The 23713-nt window shown below is 61.6% G+C and carries 21 protein-coding genes and 1 riboswitch; of the genes, 9 read left to right on the top strand and 12 right to left on the bottom strand.

Annotation, left to right across the window (positions count from 1 at the left end; all coding sequences use genetic code 11):
* Nucleotides 1-2: 2 nt before the first annotated feature.
* The gene (locus D5261_RS13695; RefSeq protein WP_119320756.1) at nt 3-890 is read right to left on the bottom strand and encodes an NmrA family NAD(P)-binding protein; all 888 of its coding nucleotides are present in this window, start codon (nt 888-890) and stop codon (nt 3-5) included.
* Between the two features lie 140 nt (nt 891-1030).
* Here D5261_RS13695 and D5261_RS13690 point away from each other — a divergent pair, with 140 nt between their 5' ends.
* The 5 genes from D5261_RS13690 to D5261_RS13670 all read left to right on the top strand — a co-directional run bounded on the left by D5261_RS13690 (nt 1031) and on the right by D5261_RS13670 (nt 6248).
* Nucleotides 1031-2017 carry an AraC family transcriptional regulator gene (locus D5261_RS13690; protein WP_119320757.1) on the top strand — a complete coding sequence of 329 codons (987 nt, stop codon included), beginning with the start codon at nt 1031-1033 and terminating at the stop codon, nt 2015-2017.
* Nucleotides 2018-2126: 109 nt separating this feature from the next.
* A complete protein-coding gene (locus D5261_RS13685) occupies nt 2127-3950 on the top strand; it encodes a hypothetical protein (protein ID WP_119320758.1) in 1824 nt (607 codons plus the stop codon).
* Between the two features lie 134 nt (nt 3951-4084).
* Nucleotides 4085-4444 carry an MmcQ/YjbR family DNA-binding protein gene (locus D5261_RS13680; protein ID WP_119320759.1) on the top strand — a complete coding sequence of 120 codons (360 nt, stop codon included), beginning with the start codon at nt 4085-4087 and terminating at the stop codon, nt 4442-4444.
* 39 nt (nt 4445-4483) lie between these two features.
* Nucleotides 4484-5275: a hypothetical protein gene (locus D5261_RS13675; RefSeq protein ID WP_119320760.1), complete on the top strand. Its 792-nt coding sequence runs from the start codon at nt 4484-4486 to the stop codon at nt 5273-5275.
* A 97-nt stretch (nt 5276-5372) separates the two neighbouring features.
* Complete coding sequence (locus tag D5261_RS13670) at nt 5373-6248, top strand: aldo/keto reductase (protein WP_119320761.1); 876 nt, start codon at nt 5373-5375, stop codon at nt 6246-6248.
* Nucleotides 6249-6576: 328 nt separating this feature from the next.
* Here the strand turns inward: D5261_RS13670 and D5261_RS13665 are convergent, their stop codons facing one another.
* The gene (locus D5261_RS13665; protein ID WP_125205906.1) at nt 6577-7152 is read right to left on the bottom strand and encodes a hypothetical protein; all 576 of its coding nucleotides are present in this window, start codon (nt 7150-7152) and stop codon (nt 6577-6579) included.
* A 174-nt stretch (nt 7153-7326) separates the two neighbouring features.
* Nucleotides 7327-8190, bottom strand: coding sequence for a DUF72 domain-containing protein (locus tag D5261_RS13660; protein WP_165864087.1), 864 nt, complete (start codon nt 8188-8190; stop codon nt 7327-7329).
* 62 nt (nt 8191-8252) lie between these two features.
* Here D5261_RS13660 and D5261_RS13655 point away from each other — a divergent pair, with 62 nt between their 5' ends.
* Both D5261_RS13655 and D5261_RS13650 read left to right on the top strand, forming a co-directional pair.
* Nucleotides 8253-8615, top strand: coding sequence for a hypothetical protein (locus D5261_RS13655; RefSeq protein WP_119320764.1), 363 nt, complete (start codon nt 8253-8255; stop codon nt 8613-8615).
* Complete coding sequence (locus D5261_RS13650) at nt 8605-9327, top strand: Clp protease N-terminal domain-containing protein (protein WP_165864088.1); 723 nt, start codon at nt 8605-8607, stop codon at nt 9325-9327. The genes D5261_RS13655 and D5261_RS13650 overlap by 11 nt, the downstream gene beginning before the upstream one ends.
* A 106-nt stretch (nt 9328-9433) precedes the next feature.
* Here the strand turns inward: D5261_RS13650 and D5261_RS13645 are convergent, their stop codons facing one another.
* The 6 genes from D5261_RS13645 to D5261_RS13620 all read right to left on the bottom strand — a co-directional run bounded on the left by D5261_RS13645 (nt 9434) and on the right by D5261_RS13620 (nt 14992).
* Nucleotides 9434-10354 carry an ankyrin repeat domain-containing protein gene (locus tag D5261_RS13645; RefSeq protein WP_165864089.1) on the bottom strand — a complete coding sequence of 307 codons (921 nt, stop codon included), beginning with the start codon at nt 10352-10354 and terminating at the stop codon, nt 9434-9436.
* Nucleotides 10355-10466: 112 nt separating this feature from the next.
* Nucleotides 10467-11261: an SDR family NAD(P)-dependent oxidoreductase gene (locus D5261_RS13640; RefSeq protein ID WP_119320767.1), complete on the bottom strand. Its 795-nt coding sequence runs from the start codon at nt 11259-11261 to the stop codon at nt 10467-10469.
* A gap of 61 nt (nt 11262-11322) precedes the next feature.
* The gene (locus tag D5261_RS13635; RefSeq protein WP_119320768.1) at nt 11323-12120 is read right to left on the bottom strand and encodes an MOSC domain-containing protein; all 798 of its coding nucleotides are present in this window, start codon (nt 12118-12120) and stop codon (nt 11323-11325) included.
* Between the two features lie 31 nt (nt 12121-12151).
* Complete coding sequence (locus tag D5261_RS13630; RefSeq protein ID WP_119320769.1) at nt 12152-13591, bottom strand: sodium:solute symporter family protein; 1440 nt, start codon at nt 13589-13591, stop codon at nt 12152-12154.
* A complete protein-coding gene (locus tag D5261_RS13625) occupies nt 13588-14253 on the bottom strand; it encodes a thiamine diphosphokinase (RefSeq protein ID WP_165864090.1) in 666 nt (221 codons plus the stop codon). Before D5261_RS13625 ends, D5261_RS13630 begins: the two co-directional genes overlap by 4 nt.
* Entirely contained in the window at nt 14246-14992 is a 747-nt protein-coding gene (locus D5261_RS13620; RefSeq protein WP_119320771.1) for a DUF1559 family PulG-like putative transporter, read from the bottom strand. Before D5261_RS13620 ends, D5261_RS13625 begins: the two co-directional genes overlap by 8 nt.
* Before the next feature lie 102 nt (nt 14993-15094).
* Nucleotides 15095-15214, bottom strand: a riboswitch (TPP riboswitch).
* 355 nt (nt 15215-15569) lie between these two features.
* Between D5261_RS13620 and D5261_RS13615 the strand changes: the two genes are divergently transcribed.
* A complete protein-coding gene (locus D5261_RS13615; RefSeq protein ID WP_119320772.1) occupies nt 15570-16292 on the top strand; it encodes a DUF475 domain-containing protein in 723 nt (240 codons plus the stop codon).
* A gap of 60 nt (nt 16293-16352) precedes the next feature.
* Here the strand turns inward: D5261_RS13615 and rtcA are convergent, their stop codons facing one another.
* Nucleotides 16353-17399 carry an RNA 3'-terminal phosphate cyclase gene (gene rtcA, locus D5261_RS13610; RefSeq protein ID WP_125205908.1) on the bottom strand — a complete coding sequence of 349 codons (1047 nt, stop codon included), beginning with the start codon at nt 17397-17399 and terminating at the stop codon, nt 16353-16355.
* Between the two features lie 205 nt (nt 17400-17604).
* Entirely contained in the window at nt 17605-18810 is a 1206-nt protein-coding gene (locus tag D5261_RS13605; RefSeq protein ID WP_165864091.1) for a multidrug effflux MFS transporter, read from the bottom strand.
* Nucleotides 18811-19028: 218 nt separating this feature from the next.
* Here D5261_RS13605 and D5261_RS13600 point away from each other — a divergent pair, with 218 nt between their 5' ends.
* Entirely contained in the window at nt 19029-21599 is a 2571-nt protein-coding gene (locus D5261_RS13600) for a DUF4132 domain-containing protein (RefSeq protein WP_119320775.1), read from the top strand.
* 39 nt (nt 21600-21638) lie between these two features.
* Here D5261_RS13600 and D5261_RS13595 read toward each other — a convergent pair whose 3' ends face one another.
* Nucleotides 21639-23711, bottom strand: coding sequence for a DUF2314 domain-containing protein (locus D5261_RS13595; protein ID WP_165864092.1), 2073 nt, complete (start codon nt 23709-23711; stop codon nt 21639-21641).
* Nucleotides 23712-23713: the final 2 nt, after the last annotated feature.

Genomic DNA, 23713 nt, shown 5'->3' with positions numbered 1-23713 from the left:
TTCTAAACGGCGAAATACGCCTGCGCCAGTTCGTCGGCGAAGTCTTCGAAGCGCGTGGGCGTTGTGCTCGCGGAGCTACGAACTTCCTGAGATTTGACCGCGCCGTGATTGATCGCCTGGGCGAGTTCCACATACATCCGCGCAAAATCGGCGGAGCAGCCCATGTGCGTGAGTGCGCCGATCATCTCGCCTTCGCGAAACTGCACGTAGGCGAGGTCGGGCTTGCCGATGCGCGCGCCGAGGATCGCGACCGCTTCGGCGTAACTGAGATCGCGCGGGCCAAGCAGTTCGCGCACGACCACGCCGCTCCAATCGCGGGCTTTCAGCGCTGCGGCCGCCGCGCCGGCGATATCGCGCGTCGCCACCATCGGAATGCGAAGATCGGGCGTCACGACATCGCCCGCAATTCCTTCCTGCCGAATCAGCGGCAGCATCTCGTGGAAGTTCTCGAAGAACGAGCCGGGCCGAAGGTTCAGCACGTTCACGCCGTCCAATTGCCGCAGCCGCTCCTCCTGATCGTACAGGCTGGCGACGAATCCCGTTCCGACCGGATGGTCCGCGCCGACACTGCTCAAAAAGACGACGCGCCGCACGCCGGCGCTTCGAATGGCCGCCGCAATCGCTTCCCCCATCCGGCGCTGGGCGCCGTGATAATCGGGCTCCGCCGGATCGTGCGGCAGAAGTGTGTACACGGCGTCCGCGCCCTGAAAAGCCCGCGTCAGGAACTCCGTGTCGCCGGCGTCTCCCGCCACGGTCTCCGCACCAAGCGCGGCGAGGGCGGCAAGTTTGGTCTCCGAGCGCGCCGCGGCGCGCACATTCACCCCATCGTCAAGCAGTAATTTGGCGATTGCGTTCCCGGTGCGGCCGGTTGCACCCATCACAGTAATCATTTTGTTTCCTCCATTCGTCATCGGCTGTGGGTCTATTATCTGATATTTCTGAAGGACTTTCTATGACTGTCAGTCGCCATTTCATGCCCAATCGTCCATAGCTGTGGACGCAAGCATATTCGCCGTGTATACTGGTCCTCATGAAGAAAGAGCAAAGCTGGGATTCGGGAGATCCGCTGGGAGAGGCGCTGCATTTTCTGCGCATGAGCGGGACTTTCTACTGCCGGTCGGCGTTCACGGCGCCCTGGGGACTCGAGCTGCCGCCGATGGCCGACTGCCTCTGGTTCCACGTGATTACGTCGGGACAATGCCGGCTGGAGGTGGAGGGCGCCGCGCCCTGCCTCATGCGGCCCGGCGATCTGGCGCTCGTGCCGCACGGCGCGGGGCACAGCCTGCGGGACGAGGCCGGTTCGGCTGCGCCGATCATCTACGATCTCCACCGAGACTATATCAGCGACCGGTATGAGACGCTTCAGCATGGCGGCGGCGGGGCCGCGACGAACATGATCTGCGGCGCCGTGCAGTTCGACCATCCGGCGGCGCACAGCCTGATCCGGATGCTGCCGAAGATCGTTCACATCGAAGCGTCGATGTCGCCGGAAATGGACTGGATCCAGAGCACGCTTCGGCTGATCGCCGCCGAGGCCCAGCAGATGCGTCCCGGCGGCGAGACCATCATCACGCGCCTCTCGGATATCCTCGTCATCCAGGCGATCCGGTCGTGGATCGACCGAGACGCCGCCGCGCGGACCGGTTGGCTCGGCGCGCTGCAAGACAAGCAGATCGGCCGCGCGATCTCGCTGATCCATCGCGATCCGGCGCGGGAATGGACTCTGGCGTCGCTGGCGAGCGAGGTGGCGATGTCGCGCTCGGCCTTCGCCGCCCGTTTCACCGAGCTTGTGGATGAGCCGGCGATGCATTACGCCGCGCGCTGGCGCATGCATGTCGGCATGAGCTGGCTCAAGGAAGAGGGCGCCGCCGTGAACGAAGTCGCCGGACGGCTCGGGTATCAGTCCGAAGCGGCCTTTAGCCGGGCGTTCAAGCGCATCATCGGAATCGCGCCGGGCGCGGTCAGACGCGGCGCCGACACGGCGAATGTCATCCCCATTGCGATAAAATCACGGTAATATCACGGAAAGATCGCGCGCGGCTCACTCTCTTCTCACGCACACGCTTTATACTCCTCCTGACGCTGGCGGATAAACCGGCCGGCGCAACCCAACGGAGGACAAGCTTGTGAATATCCAGAAATTACTGACAAAGAACCTTTACGCCGCCCGCCGCGCCGCGCCGGTCGCCATCGTCGGCGTTCTCGCATTGATCTGCGGCGCCACGCCGTCCCATGCGTTTGACACCGGCCCGCATCACGATCTGACCCGCGACGCCCTGGACCGGGAAGGCTTCGGCAACACGGCGATCAAGATCGCCCAGGTCGACAACTGGTATACCGACTACTTCAGCGACGTCCATCCCGTCCTTCAGGACTATGCGCGGCAGCTGCACTTTGACAATACGCCGACGATCCATAACTCCGCCACCTGGCAGGTCGGCAACTACTGGAGCCACCTGACGACGAATACCCGGACCGCCCTTCAGCAGGCCGCGCAGCAGAACGATCCGCTGAAGGGCCTGGCGGTCTTAGGCGTATCGCTGCATACAGTGCAGGACTTCTACTCCCACTCGAACTGGGTGGAGGCGCATCCAAAGGCGCCGCACGCGGCGTTCCGCACGGAGACCTGGTTTAACTCGCAGCCCGCGCCCCTTTATCTGGATATCCATACCGGACACTATCCGAACTACGGCGGAAATAACCCGCTCGATCATGGCGACGACACTTACGGTATCAATCACGACGCTCCGGGCGACTCGCCGGCCAGACGCCACTATTCCGAAGCGTATGTCTACGCCTATGTCGCCTCCCGGGAGTGGACGCACGCCATGAAGACGTGGTCGGATCAGGTCGATCCGACATTCTGGGCAAAGATGCAGCAGTACGCCGTCTACGGCAAAAACAGCACGGACCTGGACTGGGATCTGACGGCGACATATCGGGTATCCGAATGGATCCCGAGCGGCGGCGGCCACTGGAAGGGACCGGGCAGCACGAGTATTCCGGACCTGGCGAACTTCATGGCGACTTGGCTTCCTCACATCACCGTTTATGATTTGAAAGTCCAGCAGCTTCTGCTGTCCGGAGTGCTGACTCAGGGACTGACCAGCAATTCACCGGCGCCCAATCCGCCGGCCGTTCCCGGTTACTCTTATGCGGCCTGGGATGTCCAGCCGGTTACCGTCAAGACCCTCGCGGCCAATGCGCTGTCCAGTTTGGACTTCAATTCGCAAGCCGACTTTTACGCGCAGCTGACCATCGGAGGCCAGCCGTTCTACGAAGCAACACAGGACAATAAGAATACGATCTACCCGAGCAATTGGGTTTCGATGAAGTTTGTGCCGTGGTCCAGCAAGGGCGCGAACGTCACGTATATTCTCAAGGATGAAGACGGCGGCCTGAACGGCTCCGATGATATCTGCGACATCAACCCTTCGCCCTACGATTACGGCTTCGCGTCCTATATCGATTTGCAGACGGGACTGCTGTCGGGCGACGCCACGGGGCTTCACGATACCGCGGCGACCTCCATTCTGCGTACGGGACAGCCGGGAGCGAATAATCGGGCGCAGGCGAAAATGATCGTCAAGGTCGATCGTCTCCAGCTCGCCAACGCAAGCTTCTACAAGAACATGACCGCTTATCCGGTTCCGAACACCATCCACTTCCAGCTGCTCAAGATCAATGGGATCCCGATCCCGCAGGCAAAAGCTGTCCAGGTGACTGTCTACGCCGTCGACTCGAAGACGGGCGTCCCGATCCAGGGCGAAGTGTATATGGGCGACGCCGCTCACGATGACGTCCAATTAGGCGTGACCGGCCAGCCGTTCACTTATGTCTTCCCGTCGGGAACGCAGACTTACGATGTCCCCTTCAAAGTCTGGGCCGCCGGAAACCAGCACTACGATCCGGCCATCGTCCATGTGACCGTCGCCGACACCTACTACTAAGAAATCCCTGGCGCTGCCCCGCGCCAATCTCCAACGCCCAATCCCGGCGCGAAACAATTCGCGCCGGGATTTTCTTGTGCGATCCGTGAGCTCAGACAGGCTGGTATACTGTCCGCAGCACAAGGAGAAACGTTATGGATTGGAAGACTTTGCAGGAGTATCTTTCCTCGCGGCCGCACGCGGTCGAGCAGTATCCCTTCAGGCCCGAAACCGCCGTCCACAAAGTCGGCGGCAAGATCTTCGCGATCACATACTGGGAGGCTTCTCCGCTCACCATCGCGCTCAAATGCGATCCCGATCAAGCGATCGCTCTGCGTCATGAGTTCGCGGCGATCCGCCCCGGTTATCATCTGAACAAACGCCACTGGAACACGGTCATTCTCGACGGAACAGTCCCCACCGATTTCGTCTACGACCTGATCGAGCATTCCTACGAACTCGTGTATAAGTCGCTGACGAAGGCGATTCGAGAGTCGCTGTCGAATACCCCCTAGGTTCATGAAGAAATGACATGTAACCAAAGGAGGCTACACTTGCAGCGCTTACTCACTTTCGCCCTCACTCTCGTGCTGGGCTTCGCCGCCCTCTCCGCACAGGCCAAGGACGCCGCGATCCATATGGCGCTCGGCCAGACGGTCCATATGACGCTCGACAAAGGCGAATCGACCGATTACGCCATTGCGCTCAGCAAGGGTGATTACGACATTATCCTCGACGTCAAGCGCAGCGACGATCAATCCCGAAATATTCAGGCAAAAGTCCAGCTGCTGAAGACCAACGGCGTGATCGTTGACAGCAATCTGCTTTCCAGCAACGAAATCGGCGTCTCCACCCGCGTCGGCCGCAAGTTCTCCATCCCCAAGCCGCTGGGAGCCCGCCTGCGTGTCTCGCACGACCAGGAAATCCCGATGGATCTCTGGATGACCGTCGTCCCGGCCAAGCAGATCAAGCTTCTTCCCTTCGGCTTTGGAAACACCGTCTCCCCGGCGAAGATCGGAACCGACGCCGGCGTCGGCGGCGACCTCGCCAACTTCGACAGCGCCTATTACTCCGTCACCCTGCCCCCCGGCAAGTGGAGCATCTCCTTGGGATTGAACCTTCCGAAAGGCGAAGACACCAACCTTCAGGGCCAGGTCGATCTTCTGAACGCCTACGGCTTCCCGGACAAGATGCAGTTTGTCACGGTCAACGAAGTCGGTAATCAGGCGCGCGTCGAGGGAATTCTCGTCGTCACCAAGCCGAAGCCGATCCTCCTGGTCGTCCGCAACATCAACGGTTCGAAAACCTACACATACGACCTGACAATCGAGAAGGCGACGGACTAACGTTCCCCGCGAACGCGCGTCGAACCGGGAACGCCGCCGGCGTTTCCTCTGTTCCAAACTCCGGAGCGACTTCCACAGATTTCGAAGGAGACATACCATGAGCAGCACACAAACGCTGGCGAACGCGGCGGCGTCCGGGACATTTACCCTGGGCGGCGATCTGACGGTCAATCGGCTTGGCTTCGGCGCCATGCGCATTACGGGCGAGGGAATTTGGGGAGAGCCAAAGAATCCGGATGAGGCGAAGGCAGTCCTGCGCCGGGCCGTGGAGCTGGGCGTCAACTTCATCGACACCGCCGATTCGTACGGACCGGAGGTCTCGGAGCGGATCATCGCCGAGGCGCTGTATCCGTACGCCGACGGCCTTGTCATCGCCACCAAGGGCGGCCTCACGCGGCAGGGTCCGAATATCTGGACTCCCGTCGGCCGCGCCGAGTATCTCAAGCAGTGCGTCGAACTGAGCCTGCGCCGCCTGAAAGTCGATACGATCGACCTCTACCAGCTGCACCGAATCGATCCTAAGGTTCCCGTCGACGAGTCGCTGGGCGCGCTCAAGGAGCTTCAGGAGGCCGGCAAGATTCGGCACATCGGCCTGAGCGAAGTTTCCATCGAGGAGCTGGAACATGCGAAGACGATCGTGGATATCGTCTCCGTGCAGAACCTCTATAACCTGGCGAACCGCCAGTCCGAGGCGCTGCTGGACTACAGCGCGAAGAACAACATCGGCTTCATTCCGTGGTTCCCAGTCGCCGGCGGCGATCTGGTCAAGCCCGGCGGCCTGCTCGATACCTACTCCAAGCAGCACGGCGCCACCGTCGCCCAGCTCGCGCTCGCGTGGCTGCTGAAACGCTCGCCCGCGATGCTGCCGATCCCCGGCACATCGAGCGTGGCGCACCTGGAAGAGAACATCGGGTCGGTCTCGGTGGAGCTTTCGGACGAAGAGTTCCAGGCGCTGTCCGATCTGGCGAAGTAAAATCCGCGAGATTCTCAAACGTCCGACAACGTAGCGAAGGCCGGCCAGTGAACAATTAGCGTTCAATGGCCGGCCTGTTTATCAACGGATGTCACGCAGTCTTCTCGCCGGCGACTGAAGCCGCGCCTGCAAGAGCGCGGAAGTCCGCCTGCGCGGACTACATAATCCTATGCGATACCGCCTAACGTTGGGTTCGCATTAAGCGGTATTGTGAGCAAACAGGTAACCCACGAAGGTGGGTTTCTGCACTCTTGCAGGCGCGACTTCAGTCGCCGGCCAGGCATTTGTGTAAGATCAGTTGATAAGCGAATGCGCCGCTGTATTGCGCTTATTCCACTAACTCCGCCGGCCACGCTCCCATCGGCACATCCGGCTTTGGCGCAAACGAACAGCTCACCATCTGCGCGCGGTTCCAGATGGTGACGCTTCCATCGAGGTTCTGGCAGACAGCGCTCGGCCAGCTGAAGGCGTTGTACAGGATCTTCCGCTCCTGCGCACTGCCCACCGCCGTCACGATATCGACTTCGAGCCAGAAGCGATGGCCGCAGCACATCTCCACTTCATTGAGCATCAGAAACGGCTGCGCCTGCACGCATTTGGGCGCATCGCGCAGCTTCGCGCGATAGTCGGCCTCGGTGATCTCCCGGATATGGGTTGCGTTGGGATTGAGCTGGAGCAAATAGTCGGGGATCGGGTCGATCCTGATCGTGATCCCGGTGATCTTATTGCCTGGATAGGCCGCGACCCGCTCCCGCCCATACACAATCACCGTCGGCTGCGTAAAGACATTGAGGCTGACATGATGCAGCAGCTCATGCGCCTGCTCCGGATCGTCCTGCGTGAACGTGTGCGTGTTTCCGTTCGTCAAATGCAGCCGCAACTCTAACAGTGGTTTCGACGCCATGGCCTTCCCCCATTCTCTCGGCGCAGCGGCCGAGCGCCGTCCTTCGACGGCGGCTTGCTATGTAGGATTTATACCGCAGTTGAACGCAATTTTCTTTGGAAAGGCGTGGGCCCTATTCGCCCGCGTTCATCCCTATTCCCCCGCGCTTTAGCGCGGGGGAATAGGGACACCCCGTCAGAACAAGCTCAATTGTGTTATATCCACCTCTTCCTCCCACTCGGGCATCGGCTCCAGCGGGACGCCGGCGGCGATGAGCTGATCGTGGAAGCGGCGGCAGAGAACGGGCATTTCGACGTCGTAGATGCTGTGCATGCAGAAGAAGACATCGGCGCCGTCGGCAAGCCATTCGGCGACGCGGGGGACCCATTCGGCAAGCCATTGATCGTTGGTCGGGACATCCGGATAGGAGATGAAACGCACCTGCACGTAGGAGCCGACTCGGTCCATGCGCACGGGGACTTGCGGCTTCTTCTGCTGGGCCTGGCGGACTTCCGGATCGGCGGGATCGGCCATGTTGAGCGGGCGGACATCGTAGAGGACGCGGGCGATGTCCATCCCGGCTAGCATATCGTTGAGCATGGCTTCGTTGCGCGAGGCGAACCAGGCGGGGTGGCGCGGCTCGACCGCGAAGCGTATGTCCGCCGGCAGCGCCTCCAGAAACCGGCGCAGGACGGGCAGTCGGTCGGGGCCGAACTCACGCGAAAGCTGCAAAAAGCTTGGACCGGCGCGGTCTTCCAGCAGGCGCAGCCGGTCGATCCACTGCTCCGTGTCCGCTTCGCAGTTCATCAGCGCTTTGTCGTGGCTGATCACGCGGGGAAACTTTAGGCAAAAGCGAAATCCCGGCGGCGTCTCATCGCGCCAGCGGGCGACGATCTCGCGCGTCGGCATGCCGTAGAAGGTCGTATTGCCTTCCACCATCGGCAGACGCTGACTGTACGCGGCCAGCGGCTCGCGCGCCGCCGACGCCGGCACGAAATTTCCCAGCCAGCTTTTCGAGTTCCAAATGGGGCATCCGAGGTACAACATAGTATCAATCATACCCATTTGCCCAGCGCCTACGCCATCCCCGCCGGCAAAGCGGCCGCCAAAGAAGACAACGAATGATCACGATCTACCACAACCTCGATTACCACATCGCCACCCGACTGATGGCCCCCGAGGAGCAGCAGACTTATCAGCCGTCGCCGCACGATCTGGAGCTCGCCGCCATCGTCCCGGAAGACGACCTCAGCCGCGCCTTCCATCGCACTCTCCATGAAGAAGGCGTCGCCTGGACAAGCGACCGAGGCGTCACCATCATCGGCGATCCCCGGACCCGCCGATCCACCTACGATGGCGACGTGCTGGTGGACGCCGACGGCGCCGCGTACCTCGTCCTGCCCGTCGGGTTTCGAGCATTGCCGACGCTGCGGCTGCCGTTTCTCGGACCGGAACGGTTAAAGGATGGGAAGCATGTGGAGTAGATTTACGGAAGCCGCGAAGCGCGCCATTTATGACGCGCAGCAGACGGCATGCGGCGGCGGGCAACACCTTATAACGCCAGATCACCTCATGACTGCTCTGATTGGCGGCTCACAAAGTATTGCCTTTAAAATTTCGGAGCGCTGCGGCGCGCCGCCGGAAAAGATCCTTGCGCACGTCTCCCAAATGCCGTCAGTCGCGGAACCACCGACGAAAACAATGCGTCTCACCCGGGAATCCAAGGCGTCGATTGATAGGGCCTATGATGCTGCGCGACGACTCAACCACGAATGGATCGGACCGGAACATCTCCTTGCAGGAATTCTTCAACACGCGGAGAAGCGAAAAGATTTTCGTTTTCGTGACGCCGGTCTAACTCACGCCAGAGTGATGGAGGATATTTCTCATCGACGAGGCGCATGGCCTCCACCGCCTTCTCCGTCCACTATCGCCGGGCATTCTGCCCCGCCAGCGTCCGGAAATGCAGCGGCGGGGATCGCACTGATACTGTCCGTGGGAGCCGCCGCAATTCACCTCTTTCACACTCAGAAATCGCCTGCGCCCTACCCTCTGCTCCACATCACCTGCTTGATAGCCATCTGGTGTGGCTGGCAGGCGCGCAAGTCTAAAATGAGTCAGATCGCACTACTGGCGATCTTCACCGCCGCAATCCATGAAGCAATACTCTGCGCAATTGCCCTCATGTCTCACTAATGACCAGCGTTTCCGAATTTACAGAATCGCACAGGTGACGCCGCCGTCCTGCTTGAAACCATCCAACCTATGGCGCGAAGCCCACCGATTTTGGGGCGACGCTCCGCTAATGGGGGCGTGGCGACTTGAGTGCGGCGCGGATCAAGACTGCGGCTTCATTGTTCTTTGTCTCAATGGCATAGGAAAGTGGAGTAGTCCCATCCAGAGTATGTGTACTTGGGTTTGCGCCATGGCGCAAAAGCAGGCGCACGAGGGCTGCGTCTCGCGTCTTTACAGCGCAAGAGAACGGTGTCTCTCCATCCCGGTCGTGGGTGTTGACCACTGCGCCGCGTGTTATTAGTAAAGCAGCGATCTCTGTCGCATATTTGCCTCCGCAGCACATCAGCGGCGTGATTTGCCTATCATCCCCAGCATTTACGCGGGAGCCATAGTGAATCAGCACTTGGACGCAATCCAAACTGCCTGAGGACACAGCAGCTCCTAAAACGCGTCCGCTCCCGAGAGCGGCGACATTAGGGTTGGCGTGATGTGACAGCAGGAGGCGTATGATCCGAAGATAGTCGCCTATTTTGGGCTGCGCGGCCACTGCAAGTTGCCGCGCACGCTTTTGCAAAAACTCTTGCGAGATCTTTGCCCGCTCTTTCGGATCGGCGAGGGGCGGCTGGATAAACAATGCGATGAGGGTGCTATGGGGCTGACAGGGAAGATTTGCAAGCTGGGATAGATTATCCACAGCGGCCGCAAGCGGCGCTCCTTCGTAACTTGCATGATTGGCGTCGGCTCCCGCGTCGAGCAGGAATTGCACTTCGCGAGTTCGTCCTAATCGTACTGCGCTGTCCAGACGCGTCTGCCCAGCGTCATCCTTGGCGTCGACATTCGCGCCCTGAGCGAGAAGCCTTTTCAGACGTGCTATATCCCAGTCAGAATTACGGAATGCGCGATCGAGATTACGATGTGCGCCATGTGACGTCTGTGCGACGGCGCGGAACGCAACAGGGAAAGAGAGGCAAACCGCTATCAGCAGCATACACGCTCTCCCGGCAAAAGTCAGTCGCTTCATGCCCAATTGTAGCAGAGAGAGCGCCTGAATCGCGAGAACCGACCCTCGGCGCGGCGCGCCGAGGGCCAATTGAATGCGCTTAAAGAATCGCGCGGGTGACGCCGCCGTCGACGCGGATTGCGGAGCCGGTGGTGGCGGAGGCTTGTTCGCTGCTGAGGTAGACGATCATGTTCGCGACTTCCTCGGTTGTCTCGAAGCGCTTGATCAGCGAGGAGGGACGGGCTGTCTCGAAGAATTGCTTCTCCATTGTCGCCTCGTCCACGCCCTCTTTTTTCGCCATCTGGGAAACGAACGTGCCGACGCCTTCGGAGTTCGTTGGGCCGACGAGGACGCTGTTGACGGTGACGCCTGTGCCGACGAGTGTTTCGGCGATGCCGCGCGCGACGGCGACCTGGGCGGTTTTGGTGACGCCGTAGTGGATCATCTCCGCCGGGATCTGCACCGCCGATTCACTGGAGACGAACAGCACGCGGCCCCAGTTGCGCTCGCGCAGACCGGGCAGATAGTGGCGGGTCAGGCGGACGCCGCTCATCACGTTCGCCTGGAAAATATTCAGCCAGTCGTCATCGGTGATCTCTTCAAACGCCTTCGGCTCGAAGATACCCATGTTATTGACAAGCACGTCCACACGCGGCAGTTTCTCGACGAGAGCGGAGACGCCTTCGGCCGTACTCAGATCGGCGGCGATCCCCGTGACGTCCGCGCCCGGCGACACTTCTTTGATCTTCGCGACCGCCTGATCCACGCGCTCCTGAGTCCGGCCGTTCACGACGACCGACGCGCCCTCGTTCGCCAATCCTTGCGCCGTCGCCAGACCGATGCCCGCCGTGGATCCCGTCACCAGAGCGATTTTGCCCTTCAATCCTAAATCCATGTGAATTCTCCTTCGTCGCCAGATCTCATATTTTGACCGGCGTCCGAGGCTACAATCCCCTTTATTCTTCGGGAGTTCCCACGGACAATCGGACTTCGTCTCCTACCCGGAGCATCTTACCCAACTCCGTGGGAGCCAAACGGGTATTCACGGACAATCGGTAAAAATGGTTAAAACGTTCGCGGGTCGCCCATTCCGGCAGCGACTCCTCCCGGCGCGCGCGGAAAATCTCGGCGAATTGATCCGTCGATGCGCCCGTCTTGGTGTCGCGTGTGGGCACGATGCACCGCTGGCAAGGGTTAGTCCCCTCGAACTGGACATCGCCGATGGAGAACGTCATGTTTTCGTCGACAGGGCCGAACAAGCGGTCCTCCCAGAACGGCTCGGCGTCGCCGATTTCCAGGTTGGCCCGAAAGCGCTTCTTCGTCTCATCGTATGTAACGCCGTCGTACCAGGAGGCGACTTGCTCGATGCTGGAGCGTCCGATAATCGTGGGGCCGGGGTTCTTGGGATCGTCGGGAAAGCCGCCTTCGGCGTTGCGGCGAAGCGTCACGGGCTGGGAGAAGTAATCGCTGAGCCACGCCTCCAGCGCGTCGCGCTCGCGGTCCAGATGGAACTGCGCGGCCCGGTCGCCCTGGCGGGTGTCCAGATAGACCACGCCTTCATCCCAATTGACGCCCGTGCAGAGGTTATGGATGAGTAGGTTGCGCTTGCCGTTCACCAGCCGCCCCTCGGCGTCGACAATCGCCAGCTCGCGGTCATGCTCCAGCGCGCCGCTGCCGACAATTCGCGCCTGGGAAACGCGGATCGGATCGAGGGCTTTGATGGGATACAGAACGATTCCGGCGAGATACGGCATGACGAGGCTCCTGACTGGGATAGTCAGACCATTATACCGCAGCCGGAGCGGCGGACTTCACGCGGCCGCCCGCGATGCGCCCCGCCGCCCAGACGAGCGTGGATGCGCCCAGGCCCAGGTAGATCGGCTCGATACGCCAGGGATAGTGGTCTTCATCCATGCCGCCCGCCTTGTACCCGAGGACCATCCAGACGATCGGGAGCGCCACGCCGAGCAGCATCGCGACGAATGTGTACGGCGGCGCCACGCGCACGCGGGGGCTGTAGGCCGTGAGCAGCGGCAGGAGCAGTCCAGGGATAAACGCCGTGCCGATGGTGTACCAGAGGCCGACCACAGTCGGAAGCTTGTACGCGGCAAGAATGGCGAGCGCCGAGGAGACCACGACGCCGATACGGGTCCAGAACACATCGCTCTCCCCGGTCCGCTGGGGCGCGAAGCGCCAGACGATATCCCGGCCGACGGTGATCGCCGCGATCAGCGTGTAGGAGATCACCGTGCTCATGACGGTCGCCAGCATCCCCACCCAGAAGTAGCCCTTGGCTCCGGCCGGAAGGATCAGTTGGGACAGCGCGGGGTACGCTTCCACGGTGTTGCTCAGATGGGGCAGCAGCACCCGCGCGTATAGGCCGGTGGTGATGGTCATGAAGTCGAACAGCGCCCAGCAGAGCACCGAGATCAAGATCCCGTTGCGCGCCGTGCGCGGGCTGGACGCCGCCGAGCAGCGCTGATGGAAACCGGGATCGACCAATGTCCACATCGCGATGAAGTACCAGACGACGATCAGGGGCCAAGCAAGACCGCCGCTCGGCTGGCGCAGGGTGGGAGGAAGCTGGGCGAACATCGCGCCGACGCCGCCATGCTTCACGACCGCAAAGCCGAGGATCATGGCGAACGACGTGAACATCAGCAGAAACTGGAAGATATTGGTGCGGACGTCGGTGTTGAAGCCGCCCGTCACGACGAAGGCGACGGAAAGGATCGTCCCGAGTATGAGCGCGAGCAGCAGCGGCCAGCCGAACATATCATGCAGCATCGTCCCGAGCATCAATGTGTAGGGAGCGGGCGTCACGAGGCAAAAGAGAAACAGCGATCCGAGCAGCGCGACCGGGCGGCTGTGCGCCGATTGCAGCGTGTCGGGAATGGTCAGGCGCGCCACGCCGCGCACTTTGCCGGCGAGAAAAAAGGCGTAAATGACGGCAAAGAGATAGTAAGGCAGTCCAAAGACCGTCCAGGTGGCGACGCCGGATTCGTAGGCGAACTGCCCCACCCCCAAAATGCCGCCGTACCAGGTCGCGACAAGCGAGGCGACGAAGGCCGGCAGGGTCAGGCTGCGCCCGGCGAGCATGAAATCCTCGCTGCTCTCCCCCGTCACCTTACGGCGCGCCGTAAAGACCCCAATCACCACGAGAAAGGCAAAGTAGATCGCGATCAGCGCGTAATCGAGCGGCGCGAAGCGCACGGGATTGGTCATGCCGAGCGCTCCGGCGCGCCGTGATGCAGATAAATCAACAAATCCCCCGCCCCCGCGCGGACACAAATCGTGTCCGACACAATCTCATTCGATGTCGCATCCCTCCCATAGGGGCCGACCGATTGTCCCGTCAACGGCCAGCGGACGCCGTCGAACCAGACATCTTCGACGGTTCCCAGCGCGATCAAAGAGACCACGCGCCCTATCAAATCACTCCCCGTCAGCGTCAATTCCCCATAAACCGGCCGTGCGGCGCCGTGGGCGTCGATCAGCTGGATCGACGCCCTCTGCCCATGCGCGACCGCCGCCGCCAGCGCCGCCACGGTATGGTCCAGACGGCCTCCGCCAGCGCCGAAGACCGCGATATCCCGCGCGCCGGCTTCGTCGATCGCAAAGGCGAGCGCCTTGTCCAGGTCCACCCGGTACTGATCCGGCGTCTCCACGAACCGCGCGCCGGCCGCCTCCAGCGTTTCCCGCTGCGCGGGCGTCACCGAATCATAATCACCGGTTACCCAGCGCGGCGTGAATCCCAATTCGTACAAGCGCCACGCGCCGCCGTCCACGCCGATCAGCGGTCCGCCGCCTTCCGCGATGCGCGCGCGAAGGCGGCCGTCGTCCACAAAGGGGCCGTTGGCGAGGATAGTGGCGCGTTCGTTAGTCACAGGCGGTCCAGCAGGCCGGGAACTTCGCGCCGTCGGGCGTTTCGTTATAGTTCAGGAACGTCGTCTCCGAGGTCGTAAACTTCGCATGCCCGTCGGCAAAGATCAAGCCGCCGCCGCGCGGATGCCACTGCTTATAATACAGCTGCGCCGGATCGGCGTAGCCGTACTTGTCGGTCGTGTCGACTTGCGGCGCGAACCAGGGCATCATCTCATCGCGCATAATGCGCGTTTCGGCGGTCGATTCGAACATGGCGTCGGTCACGACGCCCTCACGATGGCCGGGAGTGGTGAGATCGATGGGGGCGTCGTTTTGCAGCGATACTCCGGGGATCGCCGAGAAACACGCGCGGTCGAACCGATAGGATGAGCCATAGACGGTCACGTAGTTCTTGCCGCCGGTGAACGGGTCTCCGGAGTCATCGGGACAAAGAAAGACGTTCGTGCTTTTCGTGTAAGGCTCCAGCTCGACCTCAACGCCCAGATGGGACGGCGCGCCGACGCCCGAGTTATAAGCCTGGAAGATGGGATATGTCTCATCGTTGTCCTGCACGTACATACGCACGGCGAGGCCGATCTGGCGCATATTCGAGGTGCACGTGACTTCGCGCGCCTTTTCCCGCGCCTGTGCGAAGACGGGGAAGAGAATGGCCGCGAGAATCGCTATGATGGCTATGACGACGAGGAGCTCAATCAAAGTAAACCCCTGGCGATTCCAGGAGCGGAAATTTCGGCTATTCATGGGTGGTGTCCTTTGGCAGGACGCGTCGAAACAGTGTGGCAAAACAAAAGCCACCTTCCGCATGGGGGAAGGTGGCGTAATTTCCGCAGGGCCGGACACGCCGGCCGAGGCGGTCCACTTCCCTACGCCGGTACGAACCGGATCAGGTTGATAGGGTCGGCCTTCAAGCCCTCTCAGCAGCCCGCGCAAACTTGCGCGATGGCGGCTCCCCTAGCAGACGCGTCATCAGATATTTTCGCTCTTATGATACCCGTTTTCATCGAGCTCTGTCCAGAATGCGAAAAGGCGCGGAATATGTCGCAAAAGCCACAGGTTTGAACGCGCGGGCCGCAGGGTATAACAGGCGCGAAGGGGAGTAGCCATCCCAAACCATTGTGGATCGTCGGGTCGTCAAGACGGAGCTTTTGCTCCCGGCCCGCCGATGAAACAGCGAGACCTTCGGTCCCGCGTTCACGTCTTTCGTGAACTCAGGACCGAAGGTCTTTTTTTGTGACCTCATTTCTACCTACCCCGGCCCTTCGGGCCATCCCTCCCGCAGCGGGAAGGGACAGAATTGCTCGGATGAAAGGCGAAGAAATTGGTTCTTCAAGATTTGGCGACGATCGGGATGCTGGTGCTGCTGGAGGCGCTGCTGTCGGCGGACAACGCGCTGGTGCTGGCGATTATCGCCAGGCGCCTTCCAGATAAGAGGATGCAGTCGCGGGCGCTGACAGTCGGCGTCGCCCTGTCTTTTCTCATGCGCATGGTGGGACTTTTGGTCGCCTCGACCATCATCCATCTCTGGTATCTGCGCGCGGCGGGCGCCGTTTATCTGCTCTTTCTTTGCGTCGGCCACTTCGTCAAGTCGAAGAACCCTCAAAAACCACAGACCACTGAGGCAGCGCCCGCCTCCGCCGCGCTCGGCAAAGCCGCGTTCCGCAGCGTCGTCCTCGCCCTCGCGCTCACCGACGCCGCCTTCGCGATCGATTCGATTTTAGTCGCCGTCGCCATGACAGACAAACTTCTGGTCATCTACATCGGCGTCGGAATCGGCATCATCGCCCTGCGCTTCGTCTCCGGTCTCTTCTTGAAACTCCTGGAGCGCTACCCCGCCCTCGACCACGCCGCTTACGCCCTGGTCGGCTGGGCCGGCGTCCGCCTCCTGTCCGAAGCGCTCGACGTCTTCGGCGACGCCGTGTACCACCAAGACTGGAACTTCGGCCTCCCCGACTGGGCCTTCTGGTCCGGCATGGCCGCGATTATCGTGCTTGGGACTGCGTACGCCGTGCGGCGTCAACGCTACCCTGGGATTTTAAGGTGACGCAAAACCATCCCGGGGGCAAAGCCACGCCCGGGGGTGGCTTTGCCGGGCGATCGAAGTCTAGCGATAGGCTTGCCCACGCATCGTCACCACTCCCGAACCGTCCGTCTTTTCCTCCAGCGACGTCTCCACATCCAGAAACTGCCGGACGATATGCAGCACCGTTCGCAGATGGTCCGTCACCACGGAGACGCTCCAGCGGCTTGTTTCGGGGACGAGGGCCATGGGCAGGACGAGCTGGTCGGCGAGGTGCTCCTCGCAGGCGGCGCCGGACGTCAGCCAGGCGCGCAGGTCCGCGCAGGCGTTCGCCACGACGGTCTCCATCGGCGTCCCGCGTTCGCCGATGGCGGAGAATCCCGCGACGGCGTTTTCGGCGCGGGCGACTAATACAAGGCAGGCGCCCGGCCCCAGGGACGGCGCATCGCGCGTGACGATCTTCGGCCGCACCACGCCGCGCAGACCTTCGATCACCGCCGTCTCGCCCCGCGCCGCGACCGTCGCGGGAAGGTTCGACGTCACGATGTACGCCGTGACGGAAACCAGCGCGCCGCGCTGGAGGAGATCGACCGGACGCTCCAAATAAGACGGCGCGATTTCCGCGCGGATCTGACCGCCGCCACGTGGAAAGAAGCCGGCGGCCGTCGAATCGAATATCGCCGTCAGACCATGATCGGCGATCAAATCTCCATACACATGCGCCAGATACTCATACGCCGGCGCGTGCAGCGCGTGCGTCCCGCCCGTCACCACGACTTCGGACGACGACTGAGCAAGCGCCAGCGGGATCAGGACCGTCTGCATGACCAGCGTGGACGCCCCCGCTGTCCCGATCTCGAAGCGATACTTACCCGGGCGCGGCGGCGTCGCCGGGTAAAACCCAAGCCGCTGTGATCCGACTTCCGCCCCGGACAGCCCCGCGCCGCAGATCTCCGCCGCCGCGCGCACGGCGGCGAGATGCTGCGCCTTCAGACCCGGCTTCGCGCGGCCCGCCCGGATGTTCTCAAACTCGACCGCTCGCCCCGTGATCGCCGCGAGCGAAAGGCTCGTGCGCAAGATCTGCCCGCCGCCCTCGCCGTGCGATCCATCGATGTGTACAATGTCTTCCATGGTAACTTTGTCGATTGGGGTGGAGGTATTGATAAAGAGGAGAAAGGCCCTCACCCGGCCCTGCGCCAACTCTCTTCATTCGGGGAGAGGGTTAGGAGTAAGAGATGAAGATTTGGATCTTTGATCCAAAAGATCTTATCACTAAAACTCTGACTCCCCCTCTCCCAGAATTGGGAGAGGGGGCCGGGGGGTGAGGGCCTCCCCTCTACGCCACCGCCTCGATGCTCTTCCGCGCGTGTGTCACGGTCCAAGCGAAGGACAGCAGCATACCGGCTACGGCCGTCAGGACAACCACGCCGAGGGACTGGGTGGTATGCGTGTAGAACGCGGCGACGAGAGCTCCGGCGAGGCCGCCGCCGGCGGTTTGGAGTGAGCCGATCAGGGAGGAGGTGACGCCCGCCATTTGCGGGTATGGCTCCATCGCCGCCGCCATGGCGTGCGGGGATGTCACGCCGATGCCGAACAAGTAACCCATCATCGGGACGATCACCCAGGCGACGCCGCCCCAGTGCAGCCACGAGGCGGCAAAGAGCAGCGCCCCGCTCGCCGTGACAGTGGCGACGCCCAGGCGCAGCAGCGCCGCGTGCGAATATTGCCGGCGCACCAGCGTCTTGTTGAGCGTCGCGCCGCACAGCAAGGCGACGGCGGTGATGGCGAAGTACACGCCGAACTGCGCCTTGGGGATTCCAAAGACTTCCATCAGCACAAACGGCGATCCCGCGACATAGGCGAAGAGGCCGGCGTAGGCGAAACAAAAAATCAGCATGTTCGCAACGCATGTAGGGTTTCCGAGGAAGAGTTTGTAGCGCGCGAGCAGCTCCGCGGGCGTCAGCACGGTCAGCCCCGCATGATCCGGCTCCTGAATGCCGCGTTTGACTGCAAACCAGAGCGCCGCACCGGCGATCGCCAGCAGCACAAAGATCGCCGGCCAGCCGACATGAGTCAGCAGCGCGCCGCCAATGGTGGGCGCGATGATCGGAGCGACGATCATGACCTGCGTGATATGTGAAAACACGACCGTCGCCTCCGTGCGGTCGTACGTATCACGGACGAGCGCACGCGACAGCACCGGGCCGACGCCCGCTCCCAATCCCTGCAAAAACCGAAAGGCGATCAATATGGGAAGCGACGGGCTGAGCGCGCAGCCGATCCCGCCAAGCGTAAACAGCAGGATCCCCCAGAGCAGCACGGGCTTGCGCCCGCGCGCGTCGGACAGCGGACCACAGAAGATTTGGCTAATGGCATATCCCACCAGAAAAAGCGTCAGCGTCAGCTGCGCTTGGGCGGCGCCGGCATGAAAGAGGTGGCGCAATTGGGGCAGCGCCGGCAGGCTCATATCGATCGAAAGCGCGGTCATCGCCGTAAGAGCGCCGAGCAGCAGCGTGGACGGATGCGCGCCGGAAACGGTCATCGTATACAAGTTCTTTCCGCGCAAAAACGCGCTATGGTTATGATTCCAACAGCAAAGCGTCATGGATTGTTCCAAGCCGACGGCGTCCCAAGTCTCGCCACATGAGAATTTCAAAAACGCGGCAAGGCCGAAACGGCGTCATGGATTGTTACTTGAGTGGTCGTCTGGTAAACTGAACCCGTAACTGAGAATTGCCCAGGTTTAAGGAGTATTGCACAATGACCACCATGCCCCACGATGATGTCCTTCGCGCCGAACGGCTGATTGACGCACACCTCAGACAAACATCGCCCGTCAACTTTTGGGACGTAAAGCCAAACGACAGCGACGCCGGACGAGAGATCCTCAGTCTCGCCCCGAAGGCGCAAATCCCCTGCGTTCATATTCTGATGCTCCGTGGCCGTGATTACACCAAGGAATTTCACGACACCGTACGGCTCTCCCGGTTTCTGACTCAGATGCTATCGCGCAGTTTACCGTACACGGCGGAGGACCTTGTGCAGCTGCTCCGCGCTGCGGGAACGGGACTTCAAGCGGTCCAAACGGGAAATCTCGCCCCGATTCTGCGCAGCGTCGAGCGTTTTATGAAGAGCGAGCCCTTGAACGATGCGCTGAAAGAAACGCTCACCGATCTGCATCAGTCGCTTGTGAACAACAACATGGAGGCGGCAAAGATCAAATCCCAGGTTGGGAAGATCTTGGGGATCAGCGGCGCGACGCTGCCCGACCCCGGAGAAGCGTGGGCGGACGCCGCCCGGACGCTGGCGCTATTGGAGGACGACAAGTCGCAGGCATGGTCCGCGCTGTTTTCGCACGCCCTTACCGCGACCGGGTCCAAACCTACAGCCAAATGGCTCGCGGAGCTGGAAAAGGCGTTAAAGCCGCTGGGCGCCGAAGATGCGCGTATGGAAATCATCGCCTGGCTGAACCTGGCGGGACCGACGCCGCCCGCGCGGCTCGTCCCTCAATCGCCCACAGACATCCAAGCGGAATCCGAGGGGCCGAACGGCTTTCTTCTTCAGGCGCAGCCGACGCTCGGAGAGGGATTGTTTTTCCGAAGCGACGAAAAGAATATCACACTGCTCAAAGGATGCGCCTGGATGCTGGCCGAGAGCGATTCCCGGGAAGCGGCGCGCGGGCTGGGGCATCTCGCGGAGGCGGGATTTCGCAGTATTCCGGGCAGCGGGCCGTGGGCGCCGCGCGCCGGGAATGCGGCGATCTGGGCATTGGGGCAGATGCCGGAGGGTTTGGGCGTGCCAGCGCTGACACGACTGCGCACACGGCTGCGCGATCGGAACGCTCTGAAGCTGATCGCTAGCTCCATCGAAAGCGCCGCCGCCAAGGCCGGCCTTACCGTCGATGAGCTGGAGGATATCTCCGTTCCGACCGGCGGGCTGGATGCATCGGGCGTGCGCCATGACGCATTCGGCGAGGAAGGCGCGGCGACGCTCACGCTGGACGCCGCGACGGGACGCACGACGCTTGCGTGGTTCGGCGCGGACGGCAAACCACGCAAGGCCGTTCCGGCCGGCGCCAAGCGTGAGTTCGCCGCCGAAGTGAAGGCGCTGAAGCTCGCGGAGGAGGAAGTCCGTCAGGCGATCGGCGCGCAGGCGGCGCGCCTCGACCGCGCTTTGACCGATGAGCGCTCCTGGACACTCGCCGCATGGCGCGAGCGTTGCCTCACCCACCCCGTCCTCGGCGGCGTGGTCCGGCGACTGATCTGGACGTTCGACGGCGTTCCCGCATCCATCGACGGCGACACGCTCACGGATATCGATTTGAAGCCGCTGCCGGAACTTCCCGCCGAAACGGTCGTTCGCCTCTGGAGCCCGATCGAGAGCCCAACGCAGGACGCGCTGCGCTGGCGCGAGCTTCTCAGCGAACGCGGAATCGTCCAGCCGTTCAAGCAGGCCCATCGCGAGATCTATCTGCTCACCGACGCCGAGCGCGCGACCAATACCTACTCCAATCGGTTCGCCGCGCATGTCCTCAAGCAGCATCAATTCAACACCCTGTGCGTGCTGCGCGGCTGGAAGAACTCGCTCCGGCTGATGGTGGACGACTGCTATCCGCCGGCGACAAAGCAGATTCCCAAGCACAACCTGCGCGCCGAGTTCTGGGTGGAGGGCATCGGCGATGATTACGGCGTGGACACCAACGAGACGGGAACCTACCTGCGGCTCGTCACCGATCAAGTGCGTTTCTACCACCTCGCCGCGCCGGACAATCTGGCGCACGCCGGAGGCGGAGGCTACGGAATGGGCTGGCGGGCCGCCGCCCCGCTGGAAGCGCTGCCCCTCGATCAGATCCCGACCCATGTGCTGTCCGAAGTGATGCGCGATGTCGATCTGTTCGTCGGCGTGTCCAGCCTCGGCAACGATCCCGCCTGGGCCGACGGCGGCCCCGGAGGCCGCTTCCGCAACTACTGGCAGGACTACGCCTTCGGCGACCTGGGCGCGACAGCCGCCACGCGCAAGGAAATCCTCGCCCGCCTCCTGCCGCGTCTCAAGATCGCCGGCAAATGCACGCTGGACGGCAAATTCCTGACCGTCCAGGGCGCGTTGCGCGCGTACAAGATCCACCTCGGCAGCGGCAACATCCTCATGGAGCCCAACGACCAGTACCTCTGCATCGTCCCCGGTCGCGGCGCCGGCGCCCCCGAAGCCACGCAGGGTCTCTTCCTGCCCTTCGAAGGCGATCAAATGCTCTCGATCATCCTGAGCAAAGCCTTCCTGCTCGCCGACGACGCCAAGATCACCGACCCGACGATCACCCGGCAGATTTCCTGATCCTCAAGGGAACTGCGGGATGAAGCGCCGTCCCGCAGTTCATGTCTCCAGCGCTTTGACGACCACATTCTTGGATATCGTCGCCACGGCGCCCTTATCTCCTGGTGTCGAAAGGCACGGAACGTACAAATGTGGGAAGGCTTCACTCTCAACGAAAGCAGTGGTTGTGGTCATGTCGACCACATATACCGTCTTTCCGCCTACCCATGCGTCTGGGATGCGTGTGCGACGGCCTATCATGGCGCGTTTCTGCCTTATTCTCCGAGATAATGTCGAAATTTCTAACGCATCGGAACTCAAGTTTTGCATAGGCTTCGAAAGACATTCCGCAATTTGGTCATGAATGATCGTCGGATCGGAATCATCGTTTTGAAAAAGCATGAACACGCTAGGAAAATTGATTACTCCAGTGTCAGGATTAATACTCGATTCGAATACAAATGGCATGGCGATGTTATATTCGCCAAATTCCGAAACTTCCTGGTAACTATGTTTTAGCCGATTATGCCCACGCAGTATCTGTACCGCCCGCCAGCCTTGCCATACTCCAATAATCAGCGCCGCCATTCCCGCGATAGCTGACCACTTCCAAATCACTGCGCCGCCGACAAGCCAGGGCGCCGTTTTGACGAAACACCGATAAGGTAATCCAGCGGTTTTCAGCAGAAATTGTTCGTATTCATTCCGCACTTCCGCACGGCCAGTCGCCTCTACTCGCGCACGAAATTCCGGATCGGAACGTCGCAGGACATAAGAGGGACACTCATCCGAAGACTCAGACTTTGTTACTGCGGAACTCGCGTCAAGCGTAGCAGAGGATGAGGTAAAGTCACGATCCGTGTATCCGCCTTCCTGTGGCCCGTTCGGCCCGACGATAATCCAGTCGAAGACGTCGGTCTCGGTCAGGTCGATCCGCTGCCCTGCTCGGAGATCGGTGCGCATCTGAGGGGTATTCACGAGTTCCCCGGCGATGCGGCCCCCCACCCACTCGCGGACAAAAACCCACATGTATTCATGATTGTCGTCACGGGGATCACCAACGGGAAAGCCGTATTTTACGCCGAACCGCCACGGACCGAGGGCGCCGCTCAGATAGCGCTGCTTTACGGCGGGCAGTTCCGCGATGGCCCGCCGGTGCGCCTGCTCCATGCCGTCGCCGTGGAAGACCTCGTGCATCGTGTCTTCGATCTGAAAGAATGTGCTGACGAGGGAATGCAGCCATGCGCCATATTCACCGGAGTAGCCTTCCGGCGGCAGCAGCGTGAAGTATCGTTCCAATGGGTATCCAGGGCGCGGCCGGTGCTCCAGTCGCACTCGAGCCTCGGCGTTCTTGTTGGCCGGCGGCGTATCCATTTCGCGGGAACGAGACATCTTCAAATAAGACGCCGTCACAACGGTTTCAAGGATGGAGGGGATGAAAGGCGCCGGGCTGTCATCGCCGCGATGTACATCGCCAACCATAGTGACTAGGACCTGACAGAGGCCAACCACAGTCATCGCGAGCGCCTGCATGTCGATCGGAGGAATGTCGCCGAGCAGCAAATCCGGCAGACCGAAACGCGCCATGCCTCGTGTCGTCATGGTCGCAGCGCCGCTGTCACTCATTGAGTAGGGACAAACGACAAAGCTCGCCACACGCGGCGTCATCTGCATGTGAAGCTCGCGGAATGGATTTTTGAGCGGAAAGGCGGCGCAGGTGTCGGCGTCCAGCACGACTCGCGCTCCGTAGCGCTCCGCGCACGCCATCGTCGCCGCGACTGCTGCCCACAGCCCCAAACGCGGCCCCGGCAGATGGTCGCTCGCACGCACCGTAATGAAATGAGTTGCGGAGTCGATCTCGCCGCGCTGGTCTTCCGCAAGCGACGGGGCGCAGGCGCGCAGAATCTCTATCGGGACCTGGCTCGTCTCCGCGACATGGATCACCATCAACGTTGGGTCAATAAAAGCGCCGATCATCTCTCGCAATGGCGGATCGGCGTTCTCCAGCGCCCACATTCGCGCCATTTGTGACACGTCCGCGTCCGTGGGAGGAGCGCTGGTAAATCGACAGAAGATCATGAAACCTGTGGGAACAGTCTCAGGAATGGGGAGAGTGATGGTGGGTTGCGGCAAAA

Source organism: Capsulimonas corticalis (assembly GCF_003574315.2).
GTDB classification, from domain to species: Bacteria; Armatimonadota; Armatimonadia; order Armatimonadales; family Capsulimonadaceae; genus Capsulimonas; species Capsulimonas corticalis.
This window is presented reverse-complemented; position numbering and strand designations above follow the sequence as displayed.

Coding starts and splice junctions, on each gene's coding strand:
- D5261_RS13695 (WP_119320756.1), bottom strand. CDS start 890: ATGATTACTGTGATGGGTGCAACCGGCCGCACCGGGAACGCAATCGCC.
- D5261_RS13690 (WP_119320757.1), top strand. CDS start 1,031: ATGAAGAAAGAGCAAAGCTGGGATTCGGGAGATCCGCTGGGAGAGGCG.
- D5261_RS13680 (WP_119320759.1), top strand. CDS start 4,085: ATGGATTGGAAGACTTTGCAGGAGTATCTTTCCTCGCGGCCGCACGCG.
- D5261_RS13670 (WP_119320761.1), top strand. CDS start 5,373: ATGAGCAGCACACAAACGCTGGCGAACGCGGCGGCGTCCGGGACATTT.
- D5261_RS13665 (WP_125205906.1), bottom strand. CDS start 7,152: ATGGCGTCGAAACCACTGTTAGAGTTGCGGCTGCATTTGACGAACGGA.
- D5261_RS13660 (WP_165864087.1), bottom strand. CDS start 8,190: ATGATTGATACTATGTTGTACCTCGGATGCCCCATTTGGAACTCGAAA.
- D5261_RS13655 (WP_119320764.1), top strand. CDS start 8,253: ATGATCACGATCTACCACAACCTCGATTACCACATCGCCACCCGACTG.
- D5261_RS13650 (WP_165864088.1), top strand. CDS start 8,605: ATGTGGAGTAGATTTACGGAAGCCGCGAAGCGCGCCATTTATGACGCG.
- D5261_RS13645 (WP_165864089.1), bottom strand. CDS start 10,354: ATGCTGCTGATAGCGGTTTGCCTCTCTTTCCCTGTTGCGTTCCGCGCC.
- D5261_RS13640 (WP_119320767.1), bottom strand. CDS start 11,261: ATGGATTTAGGATTGAAGGGCAAAATCGCTCTGGTGACGGGATCCACG.
- D5261_RS13635 (WP_119320768.1), bottom strand. CDS start 12,120: ATGCCGTATCTCGCCGGAATCGTTCTGTATCCCATCAAAGCCCTCGAT.
- D5261_RS13630 (WP_119320769.1), bottom strand. CDS start 13,591: ATGACCAATCCCGTGCGCTTCGCGCCGCTCGATTACGCGCTGATCGCG.
- D5261_RS13620 (WP_119320771.1), bottom strand. CDS start 14,992: ATGAATAGCCGAAATTTCCGCTCCTGGAATCGCCAGGGGTTTACTTTG.
- rtcA (WP_125205908.1), bottom strand. CDS start 17,399: ATGGAAGACATTGTACACATCGATGGATCGCACGGCGAGGGCGGCGGG.
- D5261_RS13605 (WP_165864091.1), bottom strand. CDS start 18,810: ATGACCGTTTCCGGCGCGCATCCGTCCACGCTGCTGCTCGGCGCTCTT.
- D5261_RS13600 (WP_119320775.1), top strand. CDS start 19,029: ATGACCACCATGCCCCACGATGATGTCCTTCGCGCCGAACGGCTGATT.